This window comes from Streptomyces rectiviolaceus (assembly GCF_039533825.1).
Lineage (GTDB): Bacteria > Actinomycetota > Actinomycetes > Streptomycetales > Streptomycetaceae > Streptomyces > Streptomyces rectiviolaceus.
The window spans coordinates 1-15,783 of the sequence record NZ_BAAAUG010000219.1; the positions used below are offsets into that span (position 1 = coordinate 1).

13 protein-coding genes are annotated in these 15,783 nt (G+C 69.2%); 8 read left to right on the forward strand and 5 right to left on the reverse strand.

Annotated elements, in window-relative coordinates; genetic code table 11:
* Positions 1-500 (reverse strand): CpaE-like family protein (locus ABD378_RS41885; RefSeq protein WP_486389310.1); only part of this gene is annotated, 500 nt, incomplete at its 3' end.
* Between the two features lie 520 nt (positions 501-1,020).
* On the opposite strand from ABD378_RS41885, the gene ABD378_RS41890 reads away from it, so the two are divergent.
* Positions 1,021-1,860 (forward strand): HAD family hydrolase, encoded by an 840-nt coding sequence (locus ABD378_RS41890; RefSeq protein ID WP_344530363.1) that lies wholly within the window; start codon positions 1,021-1,023, stop codon positions 1,858-1,860.
* 317 nt (positions 1,861-2,177) lie between these two features.
* Here ABD378_RS41890 and ABD378_RS41895 read toward each other — a convergent pair whose 3' ends face one another.
* Positions 2,178-2,993 carry a Fic family protein gene (locus tag ABD378_RS41895; protein ID WP_344530365.1) on the reverse strand — a complete coding sequence of 272 codons (816 nt, stop codon included), beginning with the start codon at positions 2,991-2,993 and terminating at the stop codon, positions 2,178-2,180.
* Between the two features lie 101 nt (positions 2,994-3,094).
* On the opposite strand from ABD378_RS41895, the gene ABD378_RS41900 reads away from it, so the two are divergent.
* Positions 3,095-4,075: an ATP-binding protein gene (locus ABD378_RS41900; protein WP_344530367.1), complete on the forward strand. Its 981-nt coding sequence runs from the start codon at positions 3,095-3,097 to the stop codon at positions 4,073-4,075.
* On the opposite strand, the gene ABD378_RS41905 is transcribed toward ABD378_RS41900, so the two are convergent.
* On the reverse strand, positions 4,065-5,345 hold the full coding sequence (locus ABD378_RS41905; RefSeq protein ID WP_344530369.1) for a polysaccharide deacetylase family protein: 1,281 nt from the start codon (positions 5,343-5,345) through the stop codon (positions 4,065-4,067). The two genes, ABD378_RS41900 and ABD378_RS41905, sit on opposite strands and share 11 nt — an antisense overlap.
* 398 nt (positions 5,346-5,743) lie before the next feature.
* Between ABD378_RS41905 and ABD378_RS41910 the strand changes: the two genes are divergently transcribed.
* The 6 genes from ABD378_RS41910 to ABD378_RS41935 all read left to right on the forward strand — a co-directional run bounded on the left by ABD378_RS41910 (position 5,744) and on the right by ABD378_RS41935 (position 13,679).
* The gene (locus ABD378_RS41910) at positions 5,744-8,107 is read left to right on the forward strand and encodes a bifunctional SulP family inorganic anion transporter/carbonic anhydrase (RefSeq protein ID WP_344530371.1); all 2,364 of its coding nucleotides are present in this window, start codon (positions 5,744-5,746) and stop codon (positions 8,105-8,107) included.
* A 79-nt stretch (positions 8,108-8,186) separates the two neighbouring features.
* The gene (gene acs / locus ABD378_RS41915; protein WP_344530373.1) at positions 8,187-10,160 is read left to right on the forward strand and encodes an acetate--CoA ligase; all 1,974 of its coding nucleotides are present in this window, start codon (positions 8,187-8,189) and stop codon (positions 10,158-10,160) included.
* A 236-nt stretch (positions 10,161-10,396) separates the two neighbouring features.
* A complete protein-coding gene (nhaA, locus tag ABD378_RS41920) occupies positions 10,397-11,794 on the forward strand; it encodes a Na+/H+ antiporter NhaA (RefSeq protein WP_344530375.1) in 1,398 nt (465 codons plus the stop codon).
* Positions 11,795-11,892: 98 nt separating this feature from the next.
* Positions 11,893-12,408, forward strand: coding sequence for a phage holin family protein (locus ABD378_RS41925; RefSeq protein WP_344530377.1), 516 nt, complete (start codon positions 11,893-11,895; stop codon positions 12,406-12,408).
* A complete protein-coding gene (locus tag ABD378_RS41930; RefSeq protein ID WP_344530379.1) occupies positions 12,405-13,352 on the forward strand; it encodes an alpha/beta fold hydrolase in 948 nt (315 codons plus the stop codon). The genes ABD378_RS41925 and ABD378_RS41930 overlap by 4 nt, the downstream gene beginning before the upstream one ends.
* A 138-nt stretch (positions 13,353-13,490) precedes the next feature.
* Positions 13,491-13,679 carry a hypothetical protein gene (locus tag ABD378_RS41935; RefSeq protein WP_237330242.1) on the forward strand — a complete coding sequence of 63 codons (189 nt, stop codon included), beginning with the start codon at positions 13,491-13,493 and terminating at the stop codon, positions 13,677-13,679.
* 27 nt (positions 13,680-13,706) lie between these two features.
* Here ABD378_RS41935 and ABD378_RS41940 read toward each other — a convergent pair whose 3' ends face one another.
* Together ABD378_RS41940 and ABD378_RS41945 are read right to left on the reverse strand one after the other, a co-directional pair.
* Positions 13,707-14,909 (reverse strand): MarP family serine protease, encoded by a 1,203-nt coding sequence (locus tag ABD378_RS41940; protein ID WP_344530382.1) that lies wholly within the window; start codon positions 14,907-14,909, stop codon positions 13,707-13,709.
* A 49-nt stretch (positions 14,910-14,958) separates the two neighbouring features.
* Positions 14,959-15,729 (reverse strand): NUDIX hydrolase, encoded by a 771-nt coding sequence (locus tag ABD378_RS41945; protein ID WP_344530384.1) that lies wholly within the window; start codon positions 15,727-15,729, stop codon positions 14,959-14,961.
* Between the last annotated feature and the right edge of the window lie 54 nt (positions 15,730-15,783).

The window sequence follows — 15,783 nt, forward strand, 5'->3', positions numbered from 1 at the left end:
TCCACGAGCATCGTGCGCCGCCCCGCGCGGGCCGCCGTGACGGCCAGCGCGCACGCCAGCGTCGATGCGCCTGCTCCGCCGCTGCCGCCGATCACCCCCACCGTGAGCGCGGGCCGCCCCACGCCCTCGGCGACATCGGCGATGCGGTCCACCAGCCATCGTTCGCCGTCAGGCAGGACCAGCACGTGATCGGCGCCGATCTCCACCGCGCGCTGCCAGACCCCGGAATCGTCCTGATCCCGCCCGACAAGCACGACCCCGCGCCTGCGCGGGGCTCCCCGCACCCGGCCCACCGCGTCGTCCCCGACCAGGACCAGCGGCGCCGCGTCCCAGCCGCCCCTGCGCTCCGGCACGCCATGCCGCACCTCGGGCCGCGCCCCCGCCGCGGCGCACAGCCGCAGCAGGTCGTCCAGCAGGTCCACATCTTCCGTGACGATCAGCGGTCCGCCCTGCCGTCCATCGGACGACGGCGGCCCGTCACGCGTAATCACTCGAGCCACGATCCCCAGCCCCCTCTCACTGCAAGCCCGTTGAATGCCGCGTTCCACATCAGCGATGAGCCGGGCAAAGCAATCCGGCCATGAACTTCGCGTGCAGAACGAGCGGAATCAGCGTGCAGCGATGCCGGATATCGTGTGGATCTTGGTCAATAACTGTGGACAAGACGAGGGCTGTGAATATCCCCTTCACCCATACCGGTGACATCCCGGGGACTTCCGCAGAGCAGCCCAACGACTACGCACAGTGACGAATCTTGGGCATGGCAAAAGATCGCCGAAACGGCCACCGTAGGGCGCCAGGCGATCAGATGAGGGTCGAAAGAGGCCCGGAAAACCCATCCGGACATGCGACGACCCCCGCCGGGGGGGAGAGCGGGGGTCGTCCCCACGGTCCGACTCGGGGGGGGAGGAGCCAGACCGGGTTAGCACGGTCGCGAACGATCCGTGACTTCCATGGTGTACCCGAGAGCCTTCTCAGGCAAACCCACGCGCCTCACCTTACGCCGAATGGTGGGCGCCTATGCTCGGGCTCGTGGAAAACCACTCCTTGCCCCGCACAGCCGCCTTCTTTGACCTGGACAAGACGGTCATTGCGAAGTCGAGCACTCTCACCTTCAGCAAGTCGTTCTACCAAGGCGGGCTGATCAACCGCAGGGCGGTACTCCGAACTGCATATGCGCAGTTCGTCTTCCTCGCGGGCGGAGCCGATCACGACCAGATGGAGCGGATGCGCGAGTACCTCTCCGCTCTCTGCCGCGGATGGAACGTGCAGCAGGTCAAGGAGATCGTCGCCGAGACACTGCACGACCTGATCGACCCGATCATCTACGACGAGGCCGCGTCCCTCATCGAGGAGCACCACACCGCGGGACGGGACGTCGTCATCGTCTCCACCTCGGGCGCCGAGGTCGTCGAGCCGATCGGCGAGCTCCTGGGCGCGGACCGGGTGGTGGCGACCCGGATGGTGGTCGGCGACGACGGCTGCTTCACCGGCGAGGTGGAGTACTACGCGTACGGCCCCACCAAGGCGGCCGCGATCAAGGAGCTCGCACAGTCCGAGGGGTACGACCTCGACCGGTGCCACGCGTACAGCGACTCGGCGACCGACCTCCCCATGCTGGAGTCCGTGGGGCATCCGCACGCGGTCAACCCCGATCGCGCACTGCGCCGCGAGGCTCTCGCGCGCGGGTGGCCGATTCTCGACTTTCACCGGCCCGTCCGGCTCAAGGAACGGCGCAAGAAGCCGTCCCGGCCCGCCCTGGTCGCGGTGGCGGCGGTGAGTGCCGCGGCGGCCACCGCGGGGCTCGTGTGGTTCGTGAGCCACCGCCGGACAACACGCGCCCGATTCACCCTTATTTGAACCTAAAAGTAAAGAAGTAGTGCCAGGACTTCCGCTTACCCCAGGACAGGAGTACAAAGGAGTCAACGGCCCGCGAGACCAAGGACATCCGAGAGGATTACCTTTAAACGCAACCAGGCCCCACGGACCGAAGCATGAACACCGAGCACCCACGCGACGTCGACCCGTCGATTACGGGCCAGCCGCACCAGGTGACGGGCAATGTTCCCGACCTGATGGGCAAACTTCGAGGACGCTTGGTAACACGGTGAACATGCCAGCGGCGGTACGAGAACTCGTACCGCCGCAACCCTGTTCAGGCCCCTTTCAGGGACGCCTCAGGCCGCTCCGCGCTGCATCGCCTCGCAGACCGCCGTCGACTCCCTGACCCCAAGCTCGACCGCGCGCCCGCAGTGGGCGATCCAGGCGGCCATTCCCTCCGGCGTCCCGGACGCGTAGCCGTCGAGCGCCCCCACGTAGGCCGCCCGCCCCTGTTCCGCGTGCCCCGCCTCGGCCGGACAGACGGACTTCGGGTCGAGCCCGCTGCCCACCAGGACGATGCGCTCGGCCGCCCGCGCGACCAGGCCGTTGTGCGAGCCGAAGGGGCGCAGGCTGAGCAACTCGCCGTGCACTACGGCCGCCGTCACGAGGGCCGGCGCGGAGCCGCCCGCGATGATCAGCTGAGAAAGACCCTCAAGGCGGCCCGCCACCTCGTCGGAGTCCGGCACATCCAGCTCGACCAGCGGCTCGTCGACCGGCTCGCCCGCCAGACGCGGCCGCCCCGCCGACTCGTCGTTCTCCGCGGCGGCAACCAGGTGGAGGCGCGCGAGGACCCGGAGCGGTGACTGCCGCCAAATGGACAGGAGTTGGCCTGCCTCCGCGGTGAGCCGCAGGGCCGCGCCGACCGTGCGGGCCTCGTCGTCGCCACTGAAGTCGCTGCGTCGGCGCACCTCTTCGAGTGCCCAGTCGGCACCGGAGAGTGCCGCCGAGCCGCGGGCGCCGCGCAGCGCCGCCTCGGAGGTGACCTCATTGCTGCGGCGCCGCATGATCCGGTGGCCGTAGACCCGGTCCACGGCCTTGCGCACGGAGTCCACGGAATCGGCGACGCCGGGCAGTGCGCCCAGGGCCGCGAGCGGATCGGCTGTCGTACTCATGAGTACGACCCTACGCACCACCGGCGCTCCCCCCACGAAGGAGTGGTCTTCTTCACGCCGCATCGATACGGCAGGTGATCGTCCGGCTACCCTTGGTGAACATGAAGATCGCTTTCGTAGGGAAGGGCGGCAGCGGCAAGACCACGCTGTCCTCGCTCTTCATCCGACACCTCGCCGCCACCGGAGCACCGGTCATCGCGGTGGACGCCGACATCAACCAGCACCTGGGCCCCGCGCTCGGTCTCGACGAGGCGGACGCCGCCGCCCTGCCCGCCATGGGCGCGCGCATCCCCCTCATCAAGGACTACCTGCGGGGCTCCAATCCACGGATCGCCTCAGCCGACACGATGATCAAGACGACGCCGCCCGGCGAGGGTTCGCGCATCCTGCGGGTGCGCGAGGACAACCCCGTCTACGACGCGTGCGCGCGGCCGGTGGAACTCGACGACGCAGCCGTCCGTTTGATGGTCACAGGGCCGTTCACCGAAGCCGACCTCGGTGTCGCCTGCTACCACTCCAAGACGGGGGCGGTGGAGCTGTTCCTGAATCACCTGGTCGACGGGCGCGACGAGTACGCGGTCGTCGACATGACCGCGGGTTCGGACTCCTTCGCGTCCGGCATGTTCACCCGCTTCGACATGACGTTCCTGGTGGCCGAACCGACCCGGAAGGGGGTCTCCGTCTATCGCCAATACAAGGAATACGCACGGGACTTCGGCGTCGACCTCAGGGTCGTCGGCAACAAGGTGCAGGGCCAGGACGACATCGACTTCCTGCGCGAGCAGGTGGGCGACGACCTCCTGGTGACGGTCGGGCACTCGGACTGGGTGCGCGCCATGGAGAAGGGCCGCCCACCCCGGTTCGAGTTCCTTGAGGACGACAACCGCCGTTCCCTGCAGGCACTTCAGGGTGCCGTGGACACCTCGTACGAGCGCAGGGACTGGGACCGCTACACCCGCCAGATGGTCCACTTCCACCTGAAGAACGCGCAGAGCTGGGGCAACGAACGAACGGGTGCCGACCTGGCGGCCCAGGTCGACCCCGACTTCGTCCTAGGTGAGCGAGCTGTCGCTACGGCTTGACCGCCGGGGCGCCGGGGGCACCCTTCGGGGCCGGTGCGGGCTGGGCGGAGAGGAAGGACGCCCAGCCCTCCTTCGGGGCCTTGCCGACCGGGAGTTTGGTGAGGCGCTCCACGGTCTGCGGGTCCTGGGCGTCGAGCCAGTCGGCGAGTTGACGGAAGGAGACGCAGCGCACGTCGCGCTTGGTGCAGACCGACTCGATCGTCTCCTCGATGGCGCGCATGTAGGTGCCGCCGTTCCAGGACTCGAAGTGGTTGCCGATGATCAGCGGGGCGCGGTTGCCCTTGTAGGCGCGGTCGAAGCCCTGGAGCAGGCCGTCGCGCATCTGGTCACCCCAGTACTCGTGCTTGTCCGGGTCGCCCTGGGACGTCGTGCCCGACTGGTTCACCATGAAGTTGTAGTCCATGGTGAGCGTCTCGAACTTGCGGCCGGGGACCGGGACCAGCTGCATCGACAGGTCCCAGAGGCCTTCCTTCTTCTTGGGCCAGATCTGGTCGTTGACGCCGCTGGTGTCGTAGCGGAAGCCCAGCTCACGGGCCGCCCGCGTGAAGTTCTTCTGGCCTTCGAGGCAGGGCGTGCGGGCGCCGATGAGTTCCTTGTCGTAGTCGAAGGGCAGTGGCTGCGCCTTCTTCATGCCCGTGTTCGTCTTCCAGGCCTTCACGAAGGACTTGGCCTGGTTGATCTCGCTCTTCCAGTCGGCGACCGACCACTGGCCCACACCGCCACTGGTGCCGCAGAAGTGGCCGTTGAAGTGGGTGCCGACCTCATTGCCCTCGAGCCAGGCGCCGCGGAGCTGCTCCACGGTGTCCTTGATTCCCTTGCGGTCGTTGAAGCCGATGTCCGAGCTGCCGGCCAGGTGCTGCGGCGGGTCGTAGAGCTTCCGCTTCGCCTCGGGGAGCATGTACACGCCGCTGAGGAAGTACGTCATCGTGGCGTTGTTCCGCTTGGCCACCTTGCGGAAGTGCGAGAAGAGCTTCTGGCTGTCCTCGCCCGCGCCGTCCCAGGAGAAGACCACGAACTGGGGCGGCTTCTGGCCGGGTCTCAGTCGCGCGGGCTCGGGCAGGTGCGGCTGTCGGCCGGTGAAGGCGGTGGAGCCGTCACCGATCATGCGGACGGCGCTCTTGGGGGCCGGGGCGGGGGAGGCCTTCTTGGCGCCGTGCGCGCCTTGCCCGGCGCCGGTGTCGCCGCTCGAACAACCGGCCATTACGGCGACGCATGCCACGAGGGCGGTGATGCCCGCGGCGATCCGCTGGATCCTCTGGGTGGCGGCCATCTTCCGCCCACCTTCTTCCTTCAGTCGGCTTCGAGTCGGGCTCGGTTCTGCAGGGGGCGCTGCAGAGAGCCCGCGGGCACTTCAGGGGGTCATCACCGGAGGGCATTAAGTGGTAATTGCCCGGAAATGACCGCCAGCGCCGCCAACGTCGCACGGAGGCATGAGTCAGAGGTTCCGACAAGCCGACGAATAGCTTTATTCACCCTTCAGGGTGATCTAGTGCCCCATTTGCCCTGCTTGTCTATCCGCGGCCTTTACTCTCCATTACGATTCGTTTACCGAGAGTTGAGATATCCCGCCGCTGCAACGCCGTGACCCACGGCCGCGACCCGTCCCCCGGATACCTCCGGAGGACCCCCTGTCCCGCGACCGCGCCGCCCCGGAGGAGACGGGAAACCATGTCTGCCTGCGTCCCCACCCATGCCACCGACTCGGCCCACGCATCACGCGACCACGAGCCCCACGCGCCGCCGCCCGGCAAGTTCCGCAAGTTCCGTAAGTTCCGCATCGCGGGCGCCGACGTATCCGCGTCGATCGCCGTCTTCCTGATCGCCCTGCCGCTGTCCCTGGGCATCGCTCTCGCCACCGGAGCACCGCTCCAGGCGGGCCTCGTCGCCGCCGCCGTGGGCGGCCTGGTCGCCGGACGGATCGGTGGATCGCCGCTGCAGGTCAGCGGCCCGGCCGCAGGCCTCACGGTCGTCACCGCCGACCTCATCCACCAGTACGGCTGGCGGACCACCTGCGCCATCACCGTTCTCGCCGGAATCGCCCAACTCGGCCTCGGCTGCCTGCGCGTGGCCCGCTCGGCCCTCGCCGTCAGCCCCGCCGTCGTGCACGGCATGCTGGCCGGCATCGGCGTCGCCATCGCCGTCGCCCAGCTGCACATCGTGCTCGGCGGCACCCCCCAGAGCGCCGTGCTCGACAACCTCCGCGCGCTGCCCGCCCAGTTGGCCGATCTGCATCCGGCCGCGCTGTCGATCAGCGTGCTGACCCTGGCGCTGCTGCTGCTCTGGCCGCGGATTCCCGGCCGTGCGGGCCGGATCGTCCGTGTCGTGCCCGCCCCCCTCGTCTCCGTGGCCGCGGCGACGGCCGTCGCCGTGCTCGCCGGGCTGAGCGTCGCCAAGGTCGATCTGCCGTCGTGGCGCAGCCACGCGCTGGCGGGCCTGCCCGAAGGCCCCGCGCTCGGGCTCGTCGCCGCCGTCCTGACGGTCACGCTGGTCTGCAGCGTGCAGTCACTGCTCGGCGCCGTCGCCGTGGACAAGCTCGTCTCCGGGCGGCGCGAACCGCGCGCCGACGGCGGCCGCTCCGACCTCAACCGCGAACTGCTCGGCCAGGGCGCCGCCAACGCCGTGTCCGGGGCCCTCGGCGGGCTCCCCGTCGCCGGGGTCGCGGTGCGCAGCGTGGCCAATGTGCGGGCCGGTGCCGTCAGCAGGAACTCCACGATGCTGCACGGCGTTTGGGTAGTGGTGGCCGCCCTGCTGATGGTCCCCCTGCTCGAGCTGATCCCGCTCGCCGCGCTCGCCGCCCTGGTCATGGCGGTCGGCATCCAGATGGTGAGCCTGAACCACATCCGGACCATCACCCGCCACCGCGAGATCCTCGTGTACGCCACCACGACGCTCGGCGTCGTCTTCCTCGGCGTCCTCGAAGGCGTGGCCCTCGGTGTCGCCGTCGCCGTGGCCGTCGCGCTGCACCGCCTCGCCCGCACCCGGATCACCCACACCGAGGTGGACGGGGCCCATCACGTGCGCGTACGCGGGCAGTTGACCTTCCTCGCCGTGCCGCGCCTCAGCAGGGCGCTGCATCTCGTCCCCCAACGGGCCGCCACGATCGTCGAGTTGGACGGCTCGTTCATGGACCACGCGGCGTACGAGGCGCTGCAGTGCTGGCAGGACGCGCACATCATGCAGGGCGGCACCGTCGAGGTGACCGGGCGCGCGGGGACGCGCATCGCCGAACCCGCGAGCTCGTCGCACTCCTGCTGCAGGCCCTGGACGGCCTGGCGCAACCACCACTGCGACCGCCCCCAGGAGGCCCCCCAGGGCGAGACACGGCCCAGCGGACATCAACTGGCAAGCGGAATCAGCGCGTTCCAGCGGAACACCGCGCCGCATGTGCGCGGCGAGCTGGCCCGGCTCGCGCGCGAGGGACAGCAGCCCTCGCAGCTCTTCCTGACCTGCGCCGACTCCCGGCTCGTCACGTCGATGATCACGTCGAGCGGCCCCGGCGACCTCTTCGTCGTACGCAATGTCGGCAACCTCGTGCCGATTCCGGGTGCCGCGAGCGGGGACGACTCGGTGGCCGCGGCGATCGAGTACGCGGTGGACGTACTGAAGGTGCGGTCCATCACCGTGTGCGGGCACTCCGGGTGCGGGGCGATGCAGGCGCTGCTCAACACCCCGCCCGGGGGCGCCCAGACGCCCCTGAAGCGGTGGCTGCGGCACGGGACGCCGAGCCTCGAGCGGATGGCGGCACACAAGGAGGAGGGATGGGCGCGGCTGGCGGGGCGGTCACCCGCCGACGCGGTCGAGCAGCTCTGCCTGACCAATGTGGTCCAGCAGTTGGAGCACCTGCGCGGCCACGAGTCCGTGGCGCGGCGCATGGCCGAGGGCGCCCTGGAACTGCACGGCATGTACTTCCATGTCGGCGAGGCTCAGGCGTATCTGCTGACCGAGAGTCCGGACGACGTGTTCGACCAGGTCACACCGTCACCGCACGAAGGATCACCGCGTGAGGAGCCCCCCAGCCGAGTAAAGGTCTAAACCAATTTTCGGCAAGCTCTTGTCACCAGGGGTATACGTCTGATGAGCTGTGGCTTTGGACACAACGGACACCCTGGGAATGGGAGATGTCGTGAGCAACGAAAGCCTGGCCAACCTTCTTAAAGAAGAGCGAAGGTTCGCGCCGCCGGCCGACCTGGCGGCCAACGCCAACGTCACCGCGGAGGCGTATGAACAGGCCAAGGCTGACCGGCTCGGCTTCTGGGCCGAGCAGGCCCGCCGGCTGACCTGGTCCACCGAACCGACCGAGACGCTCGACTGGTCGAACCCGCCGTTCGCGAAGTGGTTCGCCGACGGGAAGCTCAACGTCGCGTACAACTGCGTCGACCGTCACGTCGAGGCGGGCCACGGCGACCGCGTGGCGATTCACTTCGAGGGTGAGCCCGGCGACAGCCGGGCCATCACCTATGCCGAGCTCAAGGACGAGGTCAGCAGGGCCGCCAACGCGCTGACCGAGCTGGGAGTCCGACAGGGCGACCGTGTCGCCGTCTATCTGCCGATGATCCCCGAGGCCGTCGTGTCGATGCTGGCCTGTGCCCGCATCGGCGCCGCGCACTCAGTGGTTTTCGGCGGCTTCTCCGCCGACGCCATCGCCACGCGCGTGAAGGACGCCGACGCGAAGGTCGTCATCACCTCCGACGGCGGCTACCGCAGGGGCAAGCCCGCCGCCCTGAAGCCCGCGGTCGACGACGCCGTGTCCCGCGAGGGAAGCTCCGTGGAGCACGTACTCGTCGTGCGCCGCACCGGCCAGGACGTGGCGTGGACCGAGGGCCGCGACGTGTGGTGGCACGAGCTGACCGGGCGTCAGTCCGCCGAGCACACGCCGGAGGCCTTCGACGCGGAGAACCCGCTCTTCATCCTCTACACGTCGGGTACGACAGGTAAGCCGAAGGGCATCCTGCACACGTCCGGCGGCTATCTCACGCAGGCCGCGTACACGCACCACGCCGTCTTCGACCTCAAGCCGGAGACCGACGTCTACTGGTGCACGGCCGACATCGGCTGGGTCACCGGGCACTCGTACATCACGTACGGCCCGCTGGCGAACGGCGCGACGCAGGTCATGTACGAGGGCACGCCCGACACCCCGCACCAGGGGCGCTTCTGGGAGATCGTCCAGAAGTACGGCGTGACCATCCTCTACACGGCGCCGACGGCCATTCGTACGTTCATGAAGTGGGGCGACGACATCCCCGCGAAGTTCGACCTCTCCAGCCTGCGGGTCCTCGGGTCGGTCGGTGAGCCGATCAACCCCGAGGCCTGGATGTGGTACCGGAAGAACATCGGCGCCGACAAGTGCCCCATCGTGGACACCTGGTGGCAGACCGAGACCGGCGCGATGATGATCTCGCCGCTGCCGGGCGTGACCGAGACCAAGCCGGGAAGCGCCCAGCGCGCGCTCCCCGGGATTGCCGCGACCGTCGTCGACGACGAGGCGCGCGAAGTGCCGGACGGCGGTGGCGGCTACCTCGTCCTGACCGAGCCGTGGCCCTCGATGCTGCGGACCATCTGGGGCGACGACCAGCGCTTCCTCGACACGTACTGGTCGCGCTTCGAGGGCAAGTACTTCGCCGGTGACGGCGCCAAGAAGGACGAGGACGGCGACATCTGGCTCCTCGGGCGCGTGGACGACGTGATGCTCGTGTCGGGGCACAACATCTCCACCACCGAGGTCGAGTCGGCGCTCGTCTCGCACCCCTCGGTCGCCGAGGCCGCGGTCGTGGGCGCGGCGGACGAGACCACCGGGCAGGCCATCGTCGCGTTCGTGATCCTGCGGGGCACGGCGAACGCCGACGACGAGGGGCTCGTGGCGGACCTGCGCAACCACGTGGGCACGACCCTTGGCCCGATCGCCAAGCCGAAGCGGATCCTGCCCGTCGCCGAGCTGCCGAAGACGCGGTCCGGGAAGATCATGCGCCGACTCCTCAGGGACGTCGCCGAGAACCGCGAGCTGGGTGACGTCACCACGCTCACGGACTCCTCCGTGATGGATCTGATCCAGACCAAGCTGCCGGCCGCGGCGAGCGAGGACTAGTCAGACCTGAGTCACAGAGGGGCATCCGGCACCGCGCCGGTTGCCCCTCTTGCGCATTACGGGTGCCCCTTTTGCGCATAAAGTGACGATCGCCGGATAGGTCCGGTTGCACGTTAGGTACGCTAAGGATCGCGTCAACATCGCGACAAGAACAACACGACACGAAGTACCTAGGTGCGCCGGGAAGTCTGGTCGGCAAGTGATTTGTCCTGCCTACCGACCGGAGGTCGACCCCCGTGGCCGCGCCCGCACCCAGCAACAACCGCAAGGTTCTCGGACGGCTCTCGCTGCCCGAGCGGAACTTCGTCGCGAACGCGCTGCGTGCCGAGACCGTCGGTGGTGTCCTCCTCCTCGTCGCCGCCGTCTCCGCCCTGATCTGGGCGAACACCGCCAGTGGGTCGTACGAATCCGTGAGCGGCTTCCACCTGGGGCCCAGCTCCCTCGGCCTCGACCTCTCCATCCAGCACTGGGCGGCCGACGGACTGCTCGCCGTCTTCTTCTTCGTCGCCGGCATCGAACTCAAGCGTGAACTCGTCGCGGGCGATCTGCGCGACCCGAAGGCGGCCGCGCTGCCCGTCGTCGCGGCGCTCTGCGGCATGGCGGCGCCCGCTCTCGTGTACGTCCTGGTCAACACCGTCGGCGGCGGCTCCATGGACGGCTGGGCGGTGCCGACCGCCACGGACATCGCCTTCGCGCTCGCCGTCCTCGCGGTCATCGGCACCTCGCTGCCGTCCGCGCTGCGCGCCTTCCTGCTCACCCTCGCCGTCGTCGACGACCTCTTCGCGATCCTGATCATCGCGGTCTTCTTCACCAGCGACCTGAACTTCGCGGCGCTCGGCGGCGCGGTCCTCGGCCTCGCGGTCTTCTGGCTGCTGCTCCGCAAGGGGGTACGCGGCTGGTACATCTACGTTCCGCTCGCCCTGGCCATCTGGGGCCTGATGTACAACAGCGGCATCCACGCCACGATCGCCGGTGTCGCGATGGGCCTGATGCTGCGCTGCACCCGCCGCGAGGACGAGGAGCACTCGCCGGGCGAGCACATCGAGCACCTGGTGCGGCCCCTCTCCGCGGGCCTCGCTGTGCCGCTGTTCGCGCTGTTCAGCGCCGGTGTCGCGGTGTCGGGCGGCGCGCTCGGGGACGTATTCAGCAAGCCGGAGACGCTCGGAGTCGTGCTCGGTCTCGTGGTCGGCAAGGCGGTCGGCATCTTCGGCGGCACCTGGCTCGCGGCCCGGTTCACCAAGGCCGAGCTCAACGACGAACTCGCCTGGCCGGACGTGTTCGCGGTCGCCTCGCTCGCCGGCATCGGCTTCACCGTCTCGCTCCTGATCGGTGAACTCGCCTTCACCGAGGACCCGCTGCTCACCGGCGAGATCAAGGCAGCCGTCCTGATGGGCTCTCTCATCGCGGCCGTCCTCTCGGGGATCCTGCTCAAGATGCGCAACGCCCGCTACCGCGCGCTGTACGACGACGAGGAGCGCGACGACGACCTCGACGGCATCCCGGACGTGTACGAACAGGACAAGCCGGAGTACCACCTGCGGATGGCCGCGATCTATGAAAAGAAAGCAGCCGAGCACCGCAGGCTTGCCGAAGTGTCGGCCGGGGCACGCGCCGATGACGACGGTCCGGCATGATCTGAGCAGACTTGACTGCACAGACCGAGCTGAGCGGTCGTATCCGGACAGACGTATGTGAGCACGCTTAGGCAGGCTTACGGAGAAGGGGAGAAGCGATGAGCGCACCCGACGGGCCCGTCGGCACCGAACGCAGCATCGGCCAGCTGGTCTCCACGGCTACCAGCGAGATGTCGGCGCTGGTGCACGACGAGATCGCGCTGGCCAAGGCCCAGCTGCGGCAGGACGTCAAGCGGGGCGCGATCGGCGGTGGCGCGTTCGCCGCGGCGGGGGCGGTGCTGATCTTCTCGCTGCCGATGCTGAGCTTCGCCCTGGCCTACGGCATCCACACCTGGAGCAACTGGAACCTTGCGATCTGCTTCGTGCTCTCCTTCGCGGCGAACGTGCTGGTCGCCGGGGTCCTCGCGCTGATCGGCGTCGTCTTCGCGAAGAAGGCCAAGAAGGGCAAGGGTCCGCAGAAGGCCGCCGCTTCGGCCAAGGAGACGGCCGCCGTACTGCAGAACGTCAAGCCGCACCCCCGCGCGGTGAGCCCCCTGGACGCGCTGCCCCCCATGGGGGCCACCGTCGACCGTGGCGGTGAGAAGGCTTCGGCTGTGGCACGCTCGTCTTCATGACGGACCCTGCCCAGCCTGTCCCCCAGTCGGCCCAACCGGCGTCGCTCGTACGCATCGAAGGTCCCTGGACCCACCGGGACGTCGCCGCCAACGGCGCGCGCTTCCACATCGCCGAGATGGGCGACGGTCCGCTCGTGCTGCTCCTGCACGGCTTTCCGCAGTTCTGGTGGACCTGGCGGCACCAGATGGTGGCGCTCGCCGACGCGGGCTTCCGCGCGGTCGCGATGGACCTGCGGGGCGTGGGCGGCAGCGACCGTACGCCGCGCGGTTACGACCCGGCGAACCTCGCGCTCGACATCACGGGCGTCGTGCGGTCGCTCGGGGAGCCGGACGCCGCGCTCGTCGGGCACGACCTGGGCGGGTACCTCGCGTGGACGGCGGCCGTGATGCGGCCCAAGCTGGTGCGCCGCCTCGCCGTCTCCTCGATGCCGCATCCGCGGCGCTGGCGCTCGGCGATGCTGTCGGACCGCAAGCAGACCGCCGCGGGTTCGTACGTGTGGGGCTTCCAGCGGCCGTGGCTGCCGGAGCGTCAACTCATCGCTGACGACGCCGCTCTGGTGGGGCGTCTGGTGCGGGACTGGTCGGGGCCGCGGCTCCCGGACGACGAGTCGGTGGAGACGTATCGCCGTGCCATGACGATCCCGTCGACGGCGCACTGCTCGATCGAGCCGTACCGCTGGATGGTGCGGTCGATGGCCCGTCCCGACGGCATCCAGTTCAACCGGCGCATGAAGCGCCCTGTGCGCGTTCCTACGCTGCATCTGCACGGCTCCCTGGACCCGGTGATGCGGACGCGCAGCGCGGCCGGCTCGGGCGAGTACGTCGAAGCGCCTTACCGGTGGCGGCTGTTCGACGGTCTCGGGCACTTCCCGCACGAGGAAGACCCTGTCGCTTTCTCGACCGAGCTGGTGAACTGGCTGAAGGATCCCGAGCCGGACCGGTAGGCCGCGCGGGGCCTGAACAGGCCCTGAACCGAGGTCATGGGAACGCTTGTTCTTCGAACGGCCAATTGCCTCCCGCATAGGCCAATTGGGGCCCGTGGGCGCGATTACCGACCTTGGGGCACGGGCACACGTCGGGGTATGGGCTGGACGCACGACTACAGTGACGCAGCACGCAACCGCCGCTCGGCCACAGCGCTGAACAGCCGTGAGAGGGGCGGTCCGCACGATCCGGGCCATGAAGGCCCCGCTCAAGGCATCGGCATTCCCCACATCCTGCGCCGCAGGGCCCGCTGGGTCTCGGCGCGGCTGAGGCATACGCGCGACTGATCCGCCCGCTCCCCCGACTGCGCCCGGCTACAGCGCGCAGCCCTCGCTGTCGACCTCTTGGTTGGCGGTGCGGCCTGCCTCGATGTCCTCGCGGACCTCGTCGGCGGTGAGTGCGTAGCCGGTGTCCGGGTCGTCCAGTGACTTCGCGAAGACCACGCCGTAGACCTTGCCGTCCGACGTGAGCAGCGGGCCACCGGAGTTGCCCTGGCGGACGGTCGCGTAGAGCGAGTACACATCGCGGCGCACGGTGCCCCGGTGGTAGATGTCCGGGCCGTTGGCCGTGATGCGCCCGCGTACGCGCGCGGGGCGGACGTCGTACGGACCGTTCTCCGGGAAGCCGGCGACGATCGCGTTGTCACCGCTGGCCGCGTCCTTGGACGTGAACTGCAACGGGGGCGCCTGGAGGGTCGGCACGTCGAGTACGGCGATGTCGCGCTCCCAGTCGTAGAGCACGACCTTCGCGTCGTACGTCCGGCCGTCACCGCCTATCTGGACCGTCGGCTCGTCCACGCCGCCGACCACATGGGCGTTCGTCATCACGCGGCGTTCGGAGAAGACGAAGCCGGTGCCTTCAAGGACCTTGCCGCAGCTGCGGGCCTCGCCCTGCACCTTCACGATGGAGCGCTTGGCCTTCGTGGCGACCGGGCTCTTGGCGAGCTTGGGGTCGGGGGCCTGGACCTCGGTGATGGGCTCGTTCGAGAACGGGCTGAAGACCTGCGGGAAGCCGTTGCGCGCGAGGACCGAGGAGAAGTCCGCGAACCAGGTGTCGGCCTGATTGGGCAGCGTGCGCGAAACGCCGAGCAGGATCTTGGAGTTGCGTACTTCCTTGCCGACCGTCGGCAGCGTCGTACCCGCGAGGGCGGAGCCGATCAGCCAGGCGACGAGAAGCATCGCCACCACGTTGACCAGCGCGCCGCCCGTGGCGTCCAGGGCGCGCGCGGGCTGCCAAGTGATGTACCGGCGGAGCTTGTTGCCCAAGTGGGTGGTGAAGGCCTGGCCGATGGAGGCACAGACGATCACGATGACCACGGCGACGACGGCGGCCGTCGTGCTCACCGCTCCCTCGTCGTCCGTGAGGGCGGCCCAGATGACGGGCAGCAGGTACACCGCGACGAGTCCGCCGCCCAGGAAACCGATCACCGACAGGATGCCGACGATGAATCCCTGGCGGTAGCCGACGACCGCGAACCACACGGCGGCGACCACCAGAAGGATGTCCAGCACGTTCACCGATTCAATCCTCGCCTCGCATCGCGGTCGCCACGTCCCCGCAACCTTGTCATGCGCGCCAGTCGAGCGGCACCTGCTTGGTGCGGTCCCAGGGGCGCTCCCAGCCTGCGAAGTGCAGGATTCTGTCGATCACTCCGGCCGTAAAACCCCAGACCAGAGCGGATTCGACGAGGAAGGCCGGGCCTTGGTGGCCGCTCGGATGAACCGTCGTCGCGCGGTTGCCGGGATCCGTGAGATCGGACACGGGGACCGTGAAGACGCGGGCAGTCTCGGCCGGATCGACGACGCCGACGGGGGTGGGCGAGCGCCACCAGCCGAGCACCGGGGTCACCACGAAGTTGCTCACCGGGATGAAGAGCTTGGGCAGCACGCCGAAGAGCTGGACGCCCCGGGGGTCGAGACCGGTCTCCTCCTCGGCCTCGCGCAGGGCGGCGCGCAGAGGGCCGTCCGTCAGCGGGTCGCCGTCCGCGGGGTCGAGGGAGCCGCCGGGGAAGGACGGCTGTCCCGCGTGTGAGCGCAGGCTCCCGGAACGCTCCATCAGGAGCAGCTCGGGGCCGTGGTCGCCCTCTCCGAAGAGGATCAGCACGGCGGACTGGCGCCCGGCGCCGCTCTCCGGGGGCAGGAAACGGCTGAGCTGGGTCGGCTGGACGGTCTCGGCGGCGCGGGCGACGGGACCCAGCCAGGCGGGGAGGCCTTCGGTACTGAGGCGCACGTGCCCGTTGGGGCTGCTGCCTGTCGGTCTGTCTGCCGGGCTGCCTGACGCTCTACCTGTCGGGCTGCCTGTGCGGCCGGGTCCCTGGAAGCCGTTCCCATCGCTCATGTGCGTATCGCTCGTGTCGGTTGTCTCGCTCGTGTCGCTCGCGTGCGTCATCGG

Bases quoted from the DNA above. Each gene is read 5' to 3' on its own strand.
- ABD378_RS41890 (WP_344530363.1), top strand. From the start codon at position 1,021: ATGCTCGGGCTCGTGGAAAACCACTCCTTGCCCCGCACAGCCGCCTTC.
- ABD378_RS41895 (WP_344530365.1), bottom strand. From the start codon at position 2,993: ATGAGTACGACAGCCGATCCGCTCGCGGCCCTGGGCGCACTGCCCGGC.
- ABD378_RS41900 (WP_344530367.1), top strand. From the start codon at position 3,095: ATGAAGATCGCTTTCGTAGGGAAGGGCGGCAGCGGCAAGACCACGCTG.
- ABD378_RS41905 (WP_344530369.1), bottom strand. From the start codon at position 5,345: ATGGCCGCCACCCAGAGGATCCAGCGGATCGCCGCGGGCATCACCGCC.
- ABD378_RS41910 (WP_344530371.1), top strand. From the start codon at position 5,744: ATGTCTGCCTGCGTCCCCACCCATGCCACCGACTCGGCCCACGCATCA.
- acs (WP_344530373.1), top strand. From the start codon at position 8,187: ATGGGAGATGTCGTGAGCAACGAAAGCCTGGCCAACCTTCTTAAAGAA.
- ABD378_RS41925 (WP_344530377.1), top strand. From the start codon at position 11,893: ATGAGCGCACCCGACGGGCCCGTCGGCACCGAACGCAGCATCGGCCAG.
- ABD378_RS41930 (WP_344530379.1), top strand. From the start codon at position 12,405: ATGACGGACCCTGCCCAGCCTGTCCCCCAGTCGGCCCAACCGGCGTCG.
- ABD378_RS41935 (WP_237330242.1), top strand. From the start codon at position 13,491: ATGGGCTGGACGCACGACTACAGTGACGCAGCACGCAACCGCCGCTCG.
- ABD378_RS41945 (WP_344530384.1), bottom strand. From the start codon at position 15,729: ATGAGCGATGGGAACGGCTTCCAGGGACCCGGCCGCACAGGCAGCCCG.